This is a genomic window from Achromobacter sp. RTa (genome assembly GCF_000757485.1).
Taxonomy (GTDB): domain Bacteria; phylum Pseudomonadota; class Gammaproteobacteria; order Burkholderiales; family Burkholderiaceae_B; genus Achromobacter.
Window position 1 is genome coordinate 275,177 of record NZ_JPYO01000041.1, and the last position, 15,420, is coordinate 290,596.

At 67.3% G+C, this 15,420-nt stretch carries 13 protein-coding genes and 1 riboswitch; of the genes, 7 read left to right on the top strand and 6 right to left on the bottom strand.

The window, feature by feature from the left end:
* Positions 1-46: 46 nt before the first annotated feature.
* Positions 47-796, top strand: a complete 750-nt coding sequence (locus tag JL37_RS16910) for an electron transfer flavoprotein subunit beta/FixA family protein (RefSeq protein ID WP_043545510.1) — start codon at positions 47-49, stop codon at positions 794-796.
* The gene (locus JL37_RS16915; protein ID WP_043545512.1) at positions 796-1,728 is read left to right on the top strand and encodes an electron transfer flavoprotein subunit alpha/FixB family protein; all 933 of its coding nucleotides are present in this window, start codon (positions 796-798) and stop codon (positions 1,726-1,728) included. Before JL37_RS16910 ends, JL37_RS16915 begins: the two co-directional genes overlap by 1 nt.
* A 28-nt stretch (positions 1,729-1,756) precedes the next feature.
* Here JL37_RS16915 and JL37_RS16920 read toward each other — a convergent pair whose 3' ends face one another.
* The 3 genes from JL37_RS16920 to JL37_RS16930 form a co-directional block, all read right to left on the bottom strand.
* Positions 1,757-2,770 (bottom strand): LysR family transcriptional regulator, encoded by a 1,014-nt coding sequence (locus JL37_RS16920; protein ID WP_043545515.1) that lies wholly within the window; start codon positions 2,768-2,770, stop codon positions 1,757-1,759.
* Between the two features lie 31 nt (positions 2,771-2,801).
* Positions 2,802-3,605, bottom strand: a complete 804-nt coding sequence (gene hutG, locus JL37_RS16925; protein WP_043545516.1) for an N-formylglutamate deformylase — start codon at positions 3,603-3,605, stop codon at positions 2,802-2,804.
* Positions 3,606-3,730: 125 nt separating this feature from the next.
* Entirely contained in the window at positions 3,731-4,684 is a 954-nt protein-coding gene (locus JL37_RS16930) for a LysR family transcriptional regulator (RefSeq protein ID WP_081955099.1), read from the bottom strand.
* A 105-nt stretch (positions 4,685-4,789) separates the two neighbouring features.
* Here JL37_RS16930 and JL37_RS16935 point away from each other — a divergent pair, with 105 nt between their 5' ends.
* Positions 4,790-6,013 carry an MFS transporter gene (locus JL37_RS16935; protein ID WP_052097296.1) on the top strand — a complete coding sequence of 408 codons (1,224 nt, stop codon included), beginning with the start codon at positions 4,790-4,792 and terminating at the stop codon, positions 6,011-6,013.
* A 9-nt stretch (positions 6,014-6,022) separates the two neighbouring features.
* Here the strand turns inward: JL37_RS16935 and JL37_RS16940 are convergent, their stop codons facing one another.
* Complete coding sequence (locus tag JL37_RS16940) at positions 6,023-6,661, bottom strand: TetR/AcrR family transcriptional regulator (RefSeq protein ID WP_043545522.1); 639 nt, start codon at positions 6,659-6,661, stop codon at positions 6,023-6,025.
* A gap of 148 nt (positions 6,662-6,809) precedes the next feature.
* Between JL37_RS16940 and JL37_RS16945 the strand changes: the two genes are divergently transcribed.
* From JL37_RS16945 to JL37_RS16955, 3 genes are all read left to right on the top strand, one after another.
* Positions 6,810-7,493 (top strand): MarC family NAAT transporter, encoded by a 684-nt coding sequence (locus tag JL37_RS16945; RefSeq protein WP_043545524.1) that lies wholly within the window; start codon positions 6,810-6,812, stop codon positions 7,491-7,493.
* A gap of 7 nt (positions 7,494-7,500) precedes the next feature.
* Positions 7,501-8,514: a DUF4105 domain-containing protein gene (locus JL37_RS16950; RefSeq protein ID WP_231570366.1), complete on the top strand. Its 1,014-nt coding sequence runs from the start codon at positions 7,501-7,503 to the stop codon at positions 8,512-8,514.
* 89 nt (positions 8,515-8,603) lie between these two features.
* Positions 8,604-10,427, top strand: coding sequence for a triacylglycerol lipase (locus tag JL37_RS16955; RefSeq protein ID WP_231570367.1), 1,824 nt, complete (start codon positions 8,604-8,606; stop codon positions 10,425-10,427).
* 281 nt (positions 10,428-10,708) lie between these two features.
* Here the strand turns inward: JL37_RS16955 and JL37_RS16965 are convergent, their stop codons facing one another.
* The gene (locus JL37_RS16965; RefSeq protein WP_043545532.1) at positions 10,709-11,845 is read right to left on the bottom strand and encodes a porin; all 1,137 of its coding nucleotides are present in this window, start codon (positions 11,843-11,845) and stop codon (positions 10,709-10,711) included.
* Between the two features lie 436 nt (positions 11,846-12,281).
* Positions 12,282-13,568: an LLM class flavin-dependent oxidoreductase gene (locus JL37_RS16970; RefSeq protein WP_043545536.1), complete on the bottom strand. Its 1,287-nt coding sequence runs from the start codon at positions 13,566-13,568 to the stop codon at positions 12,282-12,284.
* 187 nt (positions 13,569-13,755) lie between these two features.
* Positions 13,756-13,863, top strand: a riboswitch (TPP riboswitch).
* 104 nt (positions 13,864-13,967) lie between these two features.
* Between JL37_RS16970 and JL37_RS16975 the strand changes: the two genes are divergently transcribed.
* Positions 13,968-15,419 (top strand): sodium:solute symporter family protein, encoded by a 1,452-nt coding sequence (locus JL37_RS16975; RefSeq protein WP_043545540.1) that lies wholly within the window; start codon positions 13,968-13,970, stop codon positions 15,417-15,419.
* Position 15,420 lies beyond the last annotated feature (1 nt).

Below are 15,420 nucleotides of genomic sequence, written 5' to 3' on the forward strand. Positions count from 1 at the left end.
CGGCGGTTCCGCGGGCGCATGTGATTCTTTTGTCCTGGAGGTTTTCATGAAGGTAATTGCCGCGGTCAAGCGCGTGGTTGACCACAACGTCAACGTGCGCGTCAAGGCCGACCAGAGCGGCGTCGACATCGGCAACGTGAAGATGTCGATGAACCCGTTCGACGAGATCGCAGTCGAAGCCGCCGTGCGCCTGAAAGAGCAGGGCGCGGCAAGCGAGGTCGTCGCCGTTTCCTGCGGCACTGCGCAATCGCAGGAAACGCTGCGCACGGCGCTGGCGATCGGCGCCGACCGGGGCCTGCTGGTCCAGACCGACGCCGCGCTGCGGCCGCTGGCGGTGGCCAAGCTGCTGTGCGCCGTCGTGCGCAAGGAACAGCCGGCCCTGGTGATCCTGGGCAAACAGGCGATCGACGACGATGCCTGCCAGACCGGCCAGATGCTCGCGGCCCTGTTGGACTGGCCCCAGGCCACGAACGCGAGCGATATCCGGATCGAAGGCGGCACGGCCCGCGTAACGCGCGAGGTCGACGGCGGGCTGGAAGTGCTGGATCTGACGCTGCCGGCCGTGATCACGGCCGACCTGCGCCTGAACGAGCCGCGCTACGTGACGCTGCCCAACATCATGAAGGCCAAGAAGAAGCCGCTGGATACCGAGACGCCGGAAACCCTGGATGTGGACCCCGTGTCCCGCCTGGAGACGCTGCGCGTCGAGGCGCCGGCGCCGCGCGCGCCAGGTGTCAAGGTGGCCGACGTGGCCGCGCTGCTCGACAAACTCAAGAACGAAGCAAAGGTGATCTGATGACGGTACTCGTTATTGCCGAACACGACGGGCGCGCGCTGAACGGCGCCACGTTCAACGCGATTGCCGCCGCCGGCCGGCTGGACATGCCGGTGCACGTGCTGGTGGCGGGCGCGGACGCGCGGCTGGCGGCCGAGGCGGCCGCCCGCGCCGGCGGCGTGGCCAAGGTGCTGCTGGCGCAGGCGGAGCATCTGGCCGATGGCCTGGCGGAAAGCGTGGCGGCGCAGGCCGTGGCGATGGCTGGCGGCTATTCCCATCTGTTCATGGCGGCCACGGCCCAGGGCAAGAGCGTGGCCCCGCGCGTTGCTGCGCTGCTGGACGTGGCGCAGGTCTCCGATGTGATCCAGGTGCTGGCCCCCGATACGTTCAAGCGCCCCATCTACGCTGGCAACGCGATCGAAACCGTGCGCAGCGGCTATCCGGTGGTGGTGGCGACGATCCGTCCCACCGCCTTCGATCCTGCGCCGGCCGAAGGCGGCAATGCCGGGATAGAGACGGTCGAAGCCGCGCCTTGCTGCAGCCGGGCGCGTTTCGTCAGCCGCGAGATCGCCGTGTCCGAGCGGCCCGACCTGGGCAGCGCGCGGGCGGTGGTGTCGGGCGGGCGCGGGCTGGGCAGCGCCGAGAACTTCAAGCTGCTGGATCCGCTGGCGGAAAAGCTGGGCGCGGCCCTGGGCGCGTCGCGGGCGGCGGTCGACGCCGGCTACGCGCCAAACGACTGGCAGGTGGGCCAGACCGGCAAGATCGTGGCGCCGGAGCTGTACGTGGCCGTCGGGATTTCGGGAGCTATCCAGCATCTGGCGGGCATGAAGGATTCCAAGACCATCGTAGCCATCAACAAGGATGCCGACGCGCCGATCTTCGGCGTGGCGGACTACGGGCTGGTCGGCGATCTGTTCGAGGCGGTCCCGGCCTTGACGGCGGCCTTGCCTTGAGGCCTTGACGCCCAGGCGCCGGAGAGGGTCAGCGCCGCGCGCTGCGCCACAGCGTAGCGGGCGGCAGACCCAGCGCCGGGGCGATGTCTTTCTGGATCAGGCGTTCCATCGCCATCAGGATCACGTCCCGGGCCTCGGCAGGCAGCTTGCCGACTTCTTGCTGGCGCGCGGCCAGGTAGAGCGTGCGCGACAGGTTGCCGCCGTCGCCGCGCGCGGGGCCCAGGTAGGGCGCCAGCGGCAGCACCCGCAGCTGCTCCACGAAATGGCGCGACTGCCAGATGCACAGCGGCGTGCTGATCGCGAAGCCCAGCCCCGCGGTGACCAGGCTGAGCAGCGGATCGGTGTTGTCGAACTCGAAGGTGCGTTCGATCGCGACGCCGTGGGCCTCGATCAGGCGATCGATCTCGGCGCCGATGAAGGAGCGGGCGCTGTAGCGGATGAATTGCGTCCGCCTGCCCAGCTCCTTCAGCGACTCGATCTTCTCCATGTTCATCGTCCGTGGCACGATCAGCACGTAGGGCTCGCTGAACAGGCTGTACTTGCGGATCTGGGGCTTGCCGGCCGAGGCGCTGGTGGTCACGACCAGATCCAGCTGGCGGTCTTCGAGCTGCTTGTCCAGCACCGGTGTGATGCCGGACCACAGCCGGATCTGGCGCGATGCACCGGACAGGCCGTGGATCAGCGTTGGGCCCAGAGTGCCCGCGAAGGAATCCACGCAGCCGAAACGGACGATATTGCGCTTGGCCCGGCTGAGGTTGCGCACGCTTTCCGTCATGTCGCCGGCCTGCGCCAGCAGGCGGGCGGCGTGGTCGAACAGCAGCTCGCCGGCGGGCGTGGGCCGCGCCGGCCGGGTGCTGCGGTCGAGCAGCACGGTGGACATCGCGGCCTCCAGTTGCTTGACGCGCTGCGACACCGCGGCCTGCGACAGGTCCAGCAGACGGGCCGCGCCGGAGACGGACGCAGACTCCACCACCGCCACCCAGGTCAGCAGCAGGTTCCACTCCGGATAGTTTTCCGTGGTGTTGAACGTAAACCGGTTCATCGCCTGGAGCCGCGCGGAAATGGACGGAAACTCAGCGCTGGCGCGCGCGGGTTTGCCGCAGGGCGGCTTGCACCAGGCCTTCCACGACGGGAATCACTTTCTCCGCCAGGTCCGCGCGATAGCCGTAGGGATACGTTTCGTCCATGTAGGTGGACTGGCACATCTCCAGCTGGATGGCGTGGACGTTGTCGGCCGGCGCGCCGTAGTGGCGCGTGATGTAGCCGCCCTTGAAGCGGCCGTTGACGGCCCAGGTATAGGCGGAACAGCCGCGCAGGCCGTCTTCGACTTGTGCAAGGATGTCGGGCGCGCAGGCGGCGCCGTCGGAGGTGCCGATGTTCAGGTCGGGCAGCTTGCCTTCGAACAGGCGCGGCAGCACGCTGGCGATGGAATGGGCTTCCCAGAGCAGCACCGTGCCGTGCTCGGCCTTGATGCGGTCCAGTTCCTCGCGCAGCTTGGCGTGGTAGGGCTGCCAATAGGTTTGCAGCCGGTGGGCGCGTTCGGCGTCGGTCAGGACGGCCTCGTTCTGGTAGAGGGCTTCGCCGCGGAACGTCTGGGCCGGGCAGAGGCCCGTCTTGGTCTGGCCGGGATACAGGCTTTCGTCGTTGGGAGGACGGTTCAGGTCCACGACGTAGCGCGAATAGCGCGCGCCCAGGATCGAGGCGCCCATGGCCTCGGCGAAGCGGTACAGCGTGTCCAGGTGCCAATCGGTATCGCCGGATTGCAGGCCCAGGGGCGTCATCTGCGCGCGCTGCGAATCGGGGATCAGGCTGCCCAGGTGGGGGATGGAAACCAGCAGCGGGGCGGTGCCGCGGCTGAATTGATAAATATCGCTCAAGAAAGACTCCGGGGGAAAAGGCGGGACGCCGCGGGCGGCAGGCAGGGATATGCTAGGCAGCGTCCTTGGGTATCCGGTATTGCATAACGAACTGCAATATTCAATATCATAAAGGACGATGTAAATCAGCGCGGCTGCTGCGCCGCGCCAATGTCCCAGGGCGGGCCGGCGCTCCACGCCTGCGCTACACGGTCGAGCAGGACGCGGACCTTGGGCGCAAGGTGGCGGCGGTGGGGATACACGGCGCAGACGGGCGCGCCTGGCGGCGCAACGGATTCGAGCACGGGCTGCAGCCGCCCGGCGCGCAGGTCCGCGCCCACCAGGAAAGCGCCCAGCTGCACTATGCCTTCGCCCGCCAGGGCGGCGTCGCGCAAGGCTTCGGTATTGCCCAGCCGCAGGCGTCCGCCCACCTGGGCCAGGCGTTCCTGCCCATTGATCGAATAGCGCCAGGGCACCAGCGCTCCGGCATGGGAGAAAGCCATGGTCTGGTGGCGGGCCAGGTCGTCCGGCGTGGCCGGGGCGCCGTGCCGTTCCAGGTAGGCGGGCGAGGCGCAGGTGATCAGCCGGTGCGGCGCCAGCACGCGGCGCACCAGCCGGCTGTCCGTGTCGCCGCCGATTCGGACGGCGACGTCCACGCCGTCGCGCACCAGGTCGGTGTAGTCGTCCGAGAAACTGACGTCCGCTTCTACCTCCGGCCATTCGCGCAGATAGCCGCGCAGCAGCGGCATGAGGTGCAGCCGGCCCAGGGACACCGGCAGGTCGATGCGCAGCCGTCCCCGGGGCGCCTGCTTGCGGCTGTCCATCGCATCGGCCGCGTTCTCCACTTCGGCCAGGATGCGAAGCGCGTGTTCGTAGAAGACGCGGCCCTCGTCGCTCAGGCTGACGCTGCGGGTGCTGCGATGGAGCAGCCTTGCGCCCAGGCCATGCTCCAGGCGGGCAATGCACTTGCCGATGGCGGAACGGGACAGCCCCAGCTTCTCGGCGGCCGCGGTAAAGCTCTGCGCGTCCGCCACCCGCACGAAGGCAAGCAGGTCCCCAACGTGATCCAGGCGGGCCACCGGTAAGGATGGATTACGCACGATTCGTCCCTTATGTTTCTCGTTATGCCTACTTTATCAGTTGATTGGAAACAGTAGAGTGCGTAAGGGTCGGCCCGCAACGGGCTTTTCATGGAATCTCCCCTCATGACCCGCAGCATCCCCCAGCAGAACGGCGCCATTCCCGGCGCCCACTCCTCCGAACCGCTGCAGGACCAGGGCGCAAGGCGCCCGTGGCTGGCCGTCGCGGCCGTCGGCATGGCCACTTTCTGCGTCGTCACCACCGAAATGCTGCCGGTAGGGCTGTTCGTTCCCATCACCGCCGCGCTGGACGTGTCGGTGGGCATGGGCGGCTTCATGCTGTTCGTGCCCGCGATCCTGGCGGCGCTGTTCGCGCCGCTGGTCGTGCTGGGGGCGAAGCGCGTGGACCGGCGCGCCATTCTTTGCGGCCTGCTGGCGCTGCTGGCGGGCGCCAACGCCGCCAGCGCCCTGGCGCCGAGCATGCCGTGGTTCCTGGCTGCCCGGGTGCTGGTGGGATTCTGCATCGGTGGCGTGTGGGCGGTCGCGGGCGGCCTGGCGGCCAGGCTGGTCGCGCCCGGCGCGGTCGGACTGGCCACCTCCATCATTTTCGGCGGGGTGGCGGTGGCGTCGGTGCTGGGCGTGCCGCTGGGGGCGTTCATCGGCGGGCTGGCGGGGTGGCGCGCCGCGTTCGGCGCCATGGCGGCCTTGTGCTTCGGCGTGCTGCTCCTGAACGCCTTGAGCCTGCCGCGGCTGCCCGTTGAACGCGCGCTGCGCGCTCGGCAGCTGCTGTCGCAACTGGTCAATCCGGCGCTGCGGCTGGGGCTGCTCGTTACGCTGTGCCTGGTTGCGGGGCATTTCATGGCCTACACCTTCGTGCGGCCGCTGTTGCAGTCCCACGCGGCGTTCGGTCCGGCTTGGATCGGTCCGCTACTCTTTGCCTACGGCGCGGCTGGCGTGGCCGGCAACTTTCTGGTCGGCGGCGCCGCCGCCAAACGCCCGGCCGCGACGCTGCTGGCCATCGCGGCCAGCCTTCTGGCCACCTTGCTGCTCTTCAGCGCAGTGGGCCAGTTCCGTCCGGCGGCCGCAGCGCTGCTGGTTATCTGGGGATTGGCGTACGGCGGTGTGTCGGTATCGCTGCAGACCTGGATGATGAAGGCCGCGCCCGACGCAGTCGAAGCGGCCACCTCGCTTTTCGTGGCGGTGTTCAACCTGGGGATTGCGGCCGGCTCGCTGCTCGGGGTGCCCAGCGTGGACGCCCTGGGGCTGCGCGCCAACCTGTGGCTGGCCGCGGCATGTATCTTGGTGGCGGCCGCCATGCTGGCGGGGGGAGGGCGGCAGGCCGCGCGCTGACGGGGCGCGCTAGGCTCGGAAGGCTCGTAGCAGCGTGTCGACGCCGTAGCGGCAGGTGGCCAGGTGTTCGGCATCGGGACCGTCGGCGCTGCCGCCGGACAGGCGGGCATGGGCGGCGATGCCGTTGATCAGGCCGCCCAGGGTCAGCGCGGCCTGGCGAGGATCGTCGATGCGCAGTTCGCCCCGTTCGCACGCCTGGCGCAGGCACTGTTCGAGTGGGGCGTGGATCTGCTTTTCCACCGCGATCCGCAGCGCTTCGGCGAGCTGCGGCAGGCGATGGCATTCCGAGATCAGCAAGCGGTACAGGGCGACCGATTTGGGCTGGAGGGCGTAGGTCAGCAGGCGCACGGACAGCTCGTGCAGCGCCGCGCCGACGGGTTGCGTCAGCATGGCGGCCGGGAACACCGCGGCGCGCAGGCCGTCCAGCTCATGTTGCAGGACCGCGGCCAGCAGGCCTTCTTTGTTGCCGAACAGCTGATAGGCGGTGGCGGCGGAGCCGCCGGCTTGCCGCAAGACGCGCTGGATGGAAGTCTGGGCATATCCATGCTCCAGCAACGATTGCGTGGCCGCCTCGAGCAGGCGCTCGCGGCGCGCTTCGCCCTTGCTGGTCAGCGGGCGTGCCGCCGTATCGTTGGAAACCGTGTTCACTTCGTCTTCCCGCCTCCAGGTTGCCGGGGCTAATGTACCCGCTCTCCGGCTTGGGCCAGTATGTGTAATGTATAGTACATTACACAATTGAAAATTTCCCGCGCGGCTGTTAGGCACAGGGCTGCGCGTTTACGCACAAGAGGCGGCCATGACCGACGACCTGGTTCAATTGGGCAAGCTGGTGAGTTTGGGGCTTGCCCTGATGCTGCCGCTGGCCAACCCGCTGACGTCGATGACGCTGCTGCTGTCCCTGGGCCAGCACATTCCCTACAAGGAACGCGAGCGCCAGGTGACGCAGGCGGCGTTCTACGTGGTCGCCATCATGGTCGTGACCTATTACGCCGGCGCCTGGATCATGCACACTTTCGGCATTTCGATCCCGGGGTTGCGCATCGCGGGTGGCCTGATCGTGGCCAGCATCGGTTTCAGCATGGTGTTTCCGTCTGGCGACGCAAGCGCCTCGGAAGCCGACGTCGCCGACGCACAGGCGAACCGGCAAGTGCCCAACATCGCGTTCGTGCCCCTGGCCCTGCCCGGGACCGCCGGGCCGGGCACTATCGCCATGATCATCAGCGGAGCCGCGTCGGTCGACGCGACGGTGACGCCCTCCTATGCGCCGTGGGTGGTCGCCATCACGCCGGTCATCGTGTTTACGCTGCTGGGCCTGCTGTTCTGGGTCTGTCTGCGCTCGGCCGGCCGCATCGTCGCGGTGATCGGCCAGGGCGGGGTAGAGGCCATCTCGCGCATCATGGGCTTTCTGCTGGTGTGCATGGCGGTGCAATTCGTTATCAATGGCGTCCTGGAAATCGTGCAGCAATATGGCGCAGGCTAGCCAGGTAATGTCGCGCATCCTGGCGAGGGCGGGGCGCGCCATCCTCACCGTGCTGCTGGTGCTGTCCGCGGGGTGGGGTTGCCTGGCGCTGGGTTACCAGATGCCTGGGGGCGGGGCCGTCAAAAGCGTGGCGATGCTCGCCTGGGCCGGGCTGTGCCTTTATGCGGCGGTGGCACTGTGGCGGCGGCGGCCGCGGCTGGCCTTGTGGGGCTATCTGATCGGCCTGGCTGCGCTTTGCGCCTGGTGGCTGACGCTGGCGCCGTCCAATGACCGGATCTGGGCCGACGACGTGGCGCGGACGTTGCGAGGAGGCGTGGCAGGGTCTGTCGTCACGCTGGAAAACGTGCGCAACTTCGATTGGCAGCCCGATACCGACGCGCGCTACGTGGCGCGCTGGGAAACCCGGAGCTACGACCTGGACGCGCTCGCGTCCGTCGACATGGTCCTGTCGTACTGGGGCAGCCCGGCGATCGCGCATACGCTGGTGTCGTTCGGGTTTACCGACGGCCGCAATGTCGTGTTCTCGGTCGAGATCCGCAAAGAGCGCGGCGAGCAGTTTTCGGAGATCGGCGGCTTCTTCAAGCAGTTCGAACTGAGCGTCGTCGCCGCGGAGGAGCGCGACATCCTCTATGTGCGCGCCGGGCCGCGCGCCGAACGCGTATCCCTGTATCCCGTCAGCATGCCCGTGCCCGCGATGCGCGAGCTGTTTCTGTCCTACGTGCGCACGGCCAACGAACTGGCCGATACGCCGCGCTTCTACCATACGGTCACGGCCAACTGCACGACGCTGGTGTATCGGATGGTGCGCGCCATCGTGCCCGGCCTGCCCATGGATTACCGCATTCTGCTGTCCGGCTACCTGCCGGAATACCTGTACGAGCAAGGCGGCCTGGATCGGGGCCGGCCTTTGGCGGCCTTGCGTGAACAGGCGTTCATCGGCAGGCCGGCCTTGCCGGGGCCGGACGCCACGGCGTTTTCCCGCGCTATCCGCCAGCCGCGAACCGCCGGGAGCCTTCCATGATCGCAGGGGGGAGCCGCCGGGGGAGAATGGCGGCGCGGACGGCGGCGTTCCTTGCCGTCTTACTGTGCGCCGGTTGCGCGGGCGTCAAGGTGTCGTCCGTCAGCACGCAGGACTACATCGCCCAGCGCCGGGGCGACGTCCTCACCACGGGCCGGCTCAGCGCGTCGGCGCGCGAGGCCATGGCCGTGCTGGGTCTGAACGCGCCGGACTGCCGCAAGGATCACGATACCTGCATCCAGGCGCTGACCGCGACGGAAGGACTGGACAGCGAGCGGCGCCTGGCCACCCTGTCCGAAGCCTGGCTGGCGGACGCGCTGGCCATCGAGAAGCAACGACCTGTCGGCCAGCAGGACAGGGACCGGTTGCTGGACGCCTACCTGCAGACCGCGCGGGCCGCCTATGCGTACCTGTTCTTCACGCCGCGCTCGCCCAGCGACCGGGCCTTCGAGGACAGGCAGACCCAGGTCCGCGACTACTACAACTATGCAGTCCAGCAGGCCGTCACTCGGCTGTTCGAGCAGTATCGCGGCCGCTCGCCCGGGCCCGGAGAAAAGGTGGCGGCGGGGCCGTGGCAGGTACTGGGCGAGATGTCGGAAGTGAAGCTGGCCGAGGGCCGGCGGCTGCCGCATGAGCTGGTGCCCGCGTCCACGCTGACGTTCCAGGGCCTGCGCAGCATGTATCGCCGCGATGGCTTCGGCGCTGAACTGGTGGCGGTCACGGCCCGGCGCGTGAATGACGCCGATACATTCAAGACGCCGTTCAGCGAAACGCCGTTCCCGGCCGTGACGGCGATCCTGAGCTTCCCCGGAGATACGCTGGAGCAGGTGATGGCGACGCGGGAGGCGACACTGACCGGGTACGATCCCTACAAGCGCGACGCCGTGCAGTTGGCCGGCACCAAGGTGCCGCTGGCCGCGAACTTCACCTCGGGCTACGGCCTGTGGCTGGCCCGCTCGGGCTTTGCCACGCAGGCCCTGCGCAACGTGCTGGGCAGCGAAGAAGGCATCGCGGCGCCGCATGTGTACCTGCTGCAGCCCTACGATCCGGACCGGCGCACCATCATCATGCTGCACGGCCTGGCGAGCAGCCCGGAAGCCTGGATCAACATGGCCAACGAGGTGCTGGGGGACGAAACGCTGCGCCAGCATTACCAGATCTGGCAGGTCTATTACCCGACCAACGCGCCGTTGGCGACGAACAATCGCGCCATCCGCGAGGCCCTGAGCGAGACGATGGCGCATTTCGATCCCGCCGGCGGCGCGCAGGCCTCGCGCGACATCGTGGTCATCGGCCACAGCATGGGCGGCGTCCTGAGCCGGCTGCTGGTCTCGTCGTCCGGCACGGTGTTGTGGGACGCGCTGCGCGACCGCGGCCGGCTGGACGACAAGCGGCTCGAGCAGGCGCGCGAGGAGTTCGCCCCGATCCTGAGCTTTGACGCCTTTCCCGGCATTACGCGGGCCGTGTTCATCGCGGCGCCGCATCGGGGCACGCCGTTCGCCGAAAACACGCTGTCGCGCTGGCTGTCCAACCTGATCACGCTGCCCGCGGCCGTGGTCCGGCAGTTCGCCAAGCTGAACCGGCTGGCGGATGCGGACGGCGCGTCTCCGCCCGAATCCCCGGCGCGGGTGCCCAACGGCGTGGACAACCTGAGCGAAAAAGACCCCTATGTGCTGCTGACGGGCCGGATGCCGATTTCGCCGTCGGTACGCTATCACAGCATCATCGCGAACGACACGCCCGGCGTCCCGCTGGCGGAGTCGGACGATGGCTTGGTGCCTTATCGCAGCGCGCACCTGGAGGGCGCGCAATCGGAAAAGGTCATCCCCTATTCGCATAGCGTGCAGGAGACGCCGGAGGCGATCCTGGAACTGCGCCGTATCCTCAAATTGCAGTTGGACCCGCAGGCGCCATGATGGCGGGAATCCTCATCGGAACGGCGGTCATCGCCGCCGGCGCGCTGGGGGCGGGGCTGCTGCGCTACCCCGGCGTCGTGCTGTACGACTGGATCGCGACGCGGTCCAGGCGGACGTCCAGGCCAGTCCGGACGGCGGCGCCCGGCGGGCCGGGGCCCCTAGCCGGCCTCGCAGGCCGGCTAGGGGCCCCGGCCCGCGGCGAAAAAAAAGCCATCCGATGAACGGATGGCTAAATGAGGAGGCGCCCCGACTCTGCTCAGTTGGGGCAGCCCATGACCTGCTTAGAAGCGATGGCGGATACCGACGCCGAGCGTGCTGATCTTGTCGCCCTTGATGAACGCAGCACCATCTGCGTAGGACGCCAGGGCGTACAGGTTGGTCCGCTTGGACAGATCGTACGTATAGCCCAGGCTGTACACGTCCATGGCGTACAGGTTCTTGTTGGGGTCGGCGCGTTGCCACGAGGCGAACACGTTGCTGGAGCCACCGATCGGCGCGCTCACGCCCACCATGTACGAGTTGATGCGCAGGCCGTCCCAGGTGAAGCGGTCGTTGGTGTAGCCGATGCCGCGAGCGATGCCGCCGGACTGTTGGCGGCCGCCCATCAGCGCGAAGTCCTGGCCGGCGAACACGCCGTCTTCGGAACGGCCGTAGGCCAGCGACACCTTGATCACTTCGAAGTCATACGCGCCGCCGATGATGAACTGCTGCGGTTGCGGTTGGTTCGGCTTGCGGTATTGCACGTCGTACGTCAGGGCCAGCTTCAGGGGGCCGTTGTCGTACTTCACGCCAGCGGTCCAGGCGCGGTTATTGTCCTTGGTCTTGAAGCCGGTCGGGCCTTCGACGTCATCGGTCGAGAACGAGTAGCCCACGCCGCCCTGGAAGCCATTCCAGTTGGGGGTCTGGTACATGACCATGTTGTCGTAGCGGACGGTGTTCGCGGCGCTGAACGTCATGCCCATGTTGGCGTTCAGGTAGTCGAGCGAGAACGGATCGATGTCGCTGAAGTACTTGGACGCGATGTTGGTTTGGCGGCCCAGTTCGAGCAGGCCCCACTCGGTGTGGCTCAGGCCGACAGTGGCCTGGCGGCCGAACATGCGGCCACCTTGCGAACGGTTGCCGTTATTGGCCGTGAAGCCGCTTTCCAGGGTGAAGACCGCCGACAGGCCGTCGCCCAGGTCTTCCGTGCCGCGCAGACCCCAGCGCGAACCGTTCTGGATGCCGTCGTTCATGCCCACGCGGGAACGGTAGTCGCCGCCGTACAGGCCGCGGTTGGAATCGGTCGTGCCGACTTTACCGCGTTGGTAGGTCAGGCCCAAGTCGACGATGCCGTACAGCGTCACTGAGGTTTCGGCATACGCCGTGCCGGCCATACCGGCCAGAATGGCGCCAGCGAGCAAGGTTTTTGTTAGTTTCATGTCACATCCCGTTCTAAGGCTTGAGTCACCTGCCTCCAGCGCGGTGAAGACAGACCAGGCCTAACCTTAGCAAGTGGATCGGAAAGCATGAAACCAAATAATACGTAATCGTTCTAAATATACTAATTGGGGCCGAATTAGAGCAGGCTCTCTCTGACTAATTTCTTAATGCATTAAATTTAGTAACGTCGTTCACATAAGAATACCTACCTTCTATTGCATAACAACAACAGTGCAGAGGCTTTCGCCGGCCATGCGTCCATGCCTATTCCGCGAGGCATTGATGCCTAAGGGAAAAGCAGGTGCCAAAAATCCCGTACATATTGATAAAGTGTGTCGAGTATTTTGTTTCATTGCGCCGATTTTTGGCGCTGCGCAACAAAAAGCGCATCCCACCCAATGGCGGGGTGCGCTGTTTTCAAGCGGCGGGCGGCAGCTATCGCCGGGGCGTCTCCAGGCCCAGGTGGCCGCGCAGGGTGGCATATTCGTACTCTTTGCGGAACAGTCCGCGGCGCTGCAGCACGGGAATCACATGCTCGACGAAGTCGTCGATGCCGCCGGGCAGCGAGGGCGGCATCAGGTTGAAGCCGTCCGCCCCTTCGTTGCGGTACCAATGCTCCATCCGGTCGGCGATCTGTTCAGGCGTGCCCACCATCGTGCAGTGGCCGCCGCCGGCCGCCAGCCGCCCCAGCAGTTCGCGGACGGTGGGCCGTTCGGTTTCGATAATCCGCAGGATGGTGGCGTAGCGGCCCTTCGGCCCCTTGAATTCCGGCAGAGGGGGCAGGGGAGGCACGGGCGCGTCCAGCTCCCAGGCTGAGCAGTCCTGCAGCACGAACATGCCCAATTGGCGCAGCGACGCGTCGGCGGGCAACAGCTCGTCCAGCTCGCGCTGCTTGGCCCGCGCCTCGGCCTCGGTGGAACCCACGTACGTCACCAGGCCCGGCATGATCGGCACGAAGGCCTTGCGGCCGGCGGCCAGAACCCGCTGCTTGATGTCGCGGTAATAGGCTTGGGCGGCGGGCAGGTCGTACGCGACCGCGTAGATGGCTTCGGCGCGTCGCGCGGCCAGGTCGCGGCCCTGGTCCGACGCGCCCGCCTGGAACAGCACCGGGTGGCCTTGGGGCGGGCGCGGCACGGTCAGCGGCCCGTCGACCAGGAAATGCTCGCCATGGTGGCCGATCTTGCGCACGCGGTCGGGCACGCCATAGAAGCCGCCCCGGTCGATCGACAGCGCGTCCTCGTCCCAGGAGTCGAACAGCCGCAGCGCGACGTCGACGAACTCTTCCGCCCGCGCGTAGCGCCAGTCGTGCCCCGGCATGGATTCATACCCGTGGTTGCGAGCTTCCGCGTCGAACATGGAGGTCACGACGTTCCAGCCCATGCGCCCGCCGGAAATGTGGTCCAGCGAGGCGACCATGCGGGCCGCGTGAAAAGGCGTGAAGAAGGTGCTCGATACGGTGCTGATCAGGCCGATGCGGCTGGTGGCGCGCGCCAGGGCGGCCATCGTGGTCAGCGGTTCCAGGTACCAGCGCGGCCCGTCGCCGATGTTGTCGACGGATTGGCCGTCGGCGAAGAAGATGGCGTCGAGCTTGCCGCGTTCCGCGCTGCGGGCGAGCTCCTCGTAGTAGCTGATATCGCCCAGGCGCTCGACGGGGGAATCCGGATGGCGCCAGGCCGCGCGGTGGTGGCCACAAGCGAAGATGAACAGATTGAGATGCAACATGGCGGTCGGTTCCCGGTAAGGCTGCGGGCGAGGGCGGGCGATGGACAGGGGCGGGCCCGGCTGGGCGGCCGGTGGACACGCGAAGGGCGCCGCACGCGGGCGAACTTAGCACAAATGGCCGGTCCTGGAGCTGGCGGCCGCCCGGCGCAAATGCGTTGACATTGCCCCGCCGCTCTCCTAATCTTGCGGCAATTCCTGGGGGAGCCCCTTTACGGGCTGAGATTCCGCGCCGCCGCGGTAACCCTTTGAACCTGATCCGGGTAATGCCGGCGAAGGGAAGGACATCGCAAGACTCGCGCGCCCTCCCTGAATTTCCATCCATTTTGCGGCCCCCCTTGGTCGGGCGGGGCCGCGCGTTGCGCGTCCGGCCGTACGCCGGCAGCGGGAGGACCGATTCTTATGCTGACCCAACCCGTGGCCCTAATGTGGCTGCTGCTGTTCTCGGGCGGCTTCGCCCTGGCGAGCGTCCTGTATACCCGGCGCAAGCGGGGCACGCTGGAAGACTACATCGTGGCCCGCAACAGCCAGGGGCCCGTCGGCACGATCCTGACCCTGATGGCGTCCACGCTGGGCGCGTGGATCCTGTTTTCACCCGCCCAGGCAGCGACCTGGGGCGGCCTGGCGGCGGTGATCGGCTACGCGCTGGGATCGATGTCGCCGAGGCTGGTGATGATTCCGCTGGGACGCCGCATGCGCGAACTGATCCCGCACGGGCACACCCTGACCGAATTCCTGATGGCGCGCTACGGACGGCCCATGTACGGCCTGGCGCTGTTCATCATGCTTTTCTACCTCTTCATCGCGCTGTCGGCCGAAGTCACCGCGATCGCCAAGCTTGTCACCATGCTGGCGCCCGTGCCCCTGTGGGCGACTGCCGCCATCGTGATGGGCACCACCTTGCTCTATACCACCTACGGCGGGTTGCGTTCGTCGATCTTCACCGATCAGGTGCAGATGATGGTGATCGTGCCCTTGCTGGTGGTGCTGTGCGTGGTCGGCTGGCAGGCGGCGGGCGGCGCGCTGCCGACCATCGAGGCGCTGCGGGCCAAGGCTCCCCAGCTGCTGGACCTGAGCGATCCGGTGGGAGTGAAGGCGGGGCTGACGTTTTTCGTGGCCATCCTGCTGACCGGCATCTTCCACCAGGGCAACTGGCAGCGCATCTACGCCGCGCGCGATGCGCGCTCCATGCGCAACGGTTTCCTGCTGGGCGGCGTGCTGGTGGCGCCGTTCATTTTCCTGATGGGCCTGTTCGGCCTGGCCTTCGTCGGGCTGGCGCCGCAAGGCGACAGTTCCATCGCGCTCTTCAGCGTCATCATGCCGCACGCGCCCGCCTGGTTCGTGATCGCCCTGATTCCGCTGGGCCTGTCCCTCGTGATGAGCACCGCGGACACGGCGATCAGCGCCGTCTCCAGCATCATCGCGGTGGATCTGCGGCGCCTGATGCCCAACGCCGGGTCCATGACCATGAAGCGCCTGGCGCGCTGGCTGGTGCTGCTGATGGCCATCCCGGTCATGATCGTGGCTTCGCAGGGATACAGCGTGCTTTACCTGTTCCTGCTGGCCGACCTGCTGTGTTCCGCGGCGGCTTTCCCCGTGTTCTATGGCCTGTTCAGCCGCAAGCACGACGGGCTGACGGCGACCACGGCCACGATCAGCGGCCTGGCCGCAGGCCTGTTCTACTTCCCGGCGCCCGGCGACAAGCCGACCTACCTGCTGGAGTCCTTCCTGCTGGCCGCCCTGGTGCCCGTCGTGACGACGGTGCTGATGCGCTGCCTGCTGCGCGGCCGCAAGGAATTCGATCTGTCGACCCTGGGCAGCGCGGTGCGCAGGCTGGATCAGGACACGGTCTGAT

Bases quoted from the DNA above. Each gene is read 5' to 3' on its own strand.
- JL37_RS16915 (WP_043545512.1), top strand. From the start codon at position 796: ATGACGGTACTCGTTATTGCCGAACACGACGGGCGCGCGCTGAACGGC.
- JL37_RS16910 (WP_043545510.1), top strand. From the start codon at position 47: ATGAAGGTAATTGCCGCGGTCAAGCGCGTGGTTGACCACAACGTCAAC.
- JL37_RS16970 (WP_043545536.1), bottom strand. From the start codon at position 13,568: ATGTTGCATCTCAATCTGTTCATCTTCGCTTGTGGCCACCACCGCGCG.
- JL37_RS16935 (WP_052097296.1), top strand. From the start codon at position 4,790: ATGACCCGCAGCATCCCCCAGCAGAACGGCGCCATTCCCGGCGCCCAC.
- JL37_RS16945 (WP_043545524.1), top strand. From the start codon at position 6,810: ATGACCGACGACCTGGTTCAATTGGGCAAGCTGGTGAGTTTGGGGCTT.
- JL37_RS16950 (WP_231570366.1), top strand. From the start codon at position 7,501: ATGTCGCGCATCCTGGCGAGGGCGGGGCGCGCCATCCTCACCGTGCTG.
- JL37_RS16920 (WP_043545515.1), bottom strand. From the start codon at position 2,770: ATGAACCGGTTTACGTTCAACACCACGGAAAACTATCCGGAGTGGAAC.
- JL37_RS16965 (WP_043545532.1), bottom strand. From the start codon at position 11,845: ATGAAACTAACAAAAACCTTGCTCGCTGGCGCCATTCTGGCCGGTATG.
- JL37_RS16975 (WP_043545540.1), top strand. From the start codon at position 13,968: ATGCTGACCCAACCCGTGGCCCTAATGTGGCTGCTGCTGTTCTCGGGC.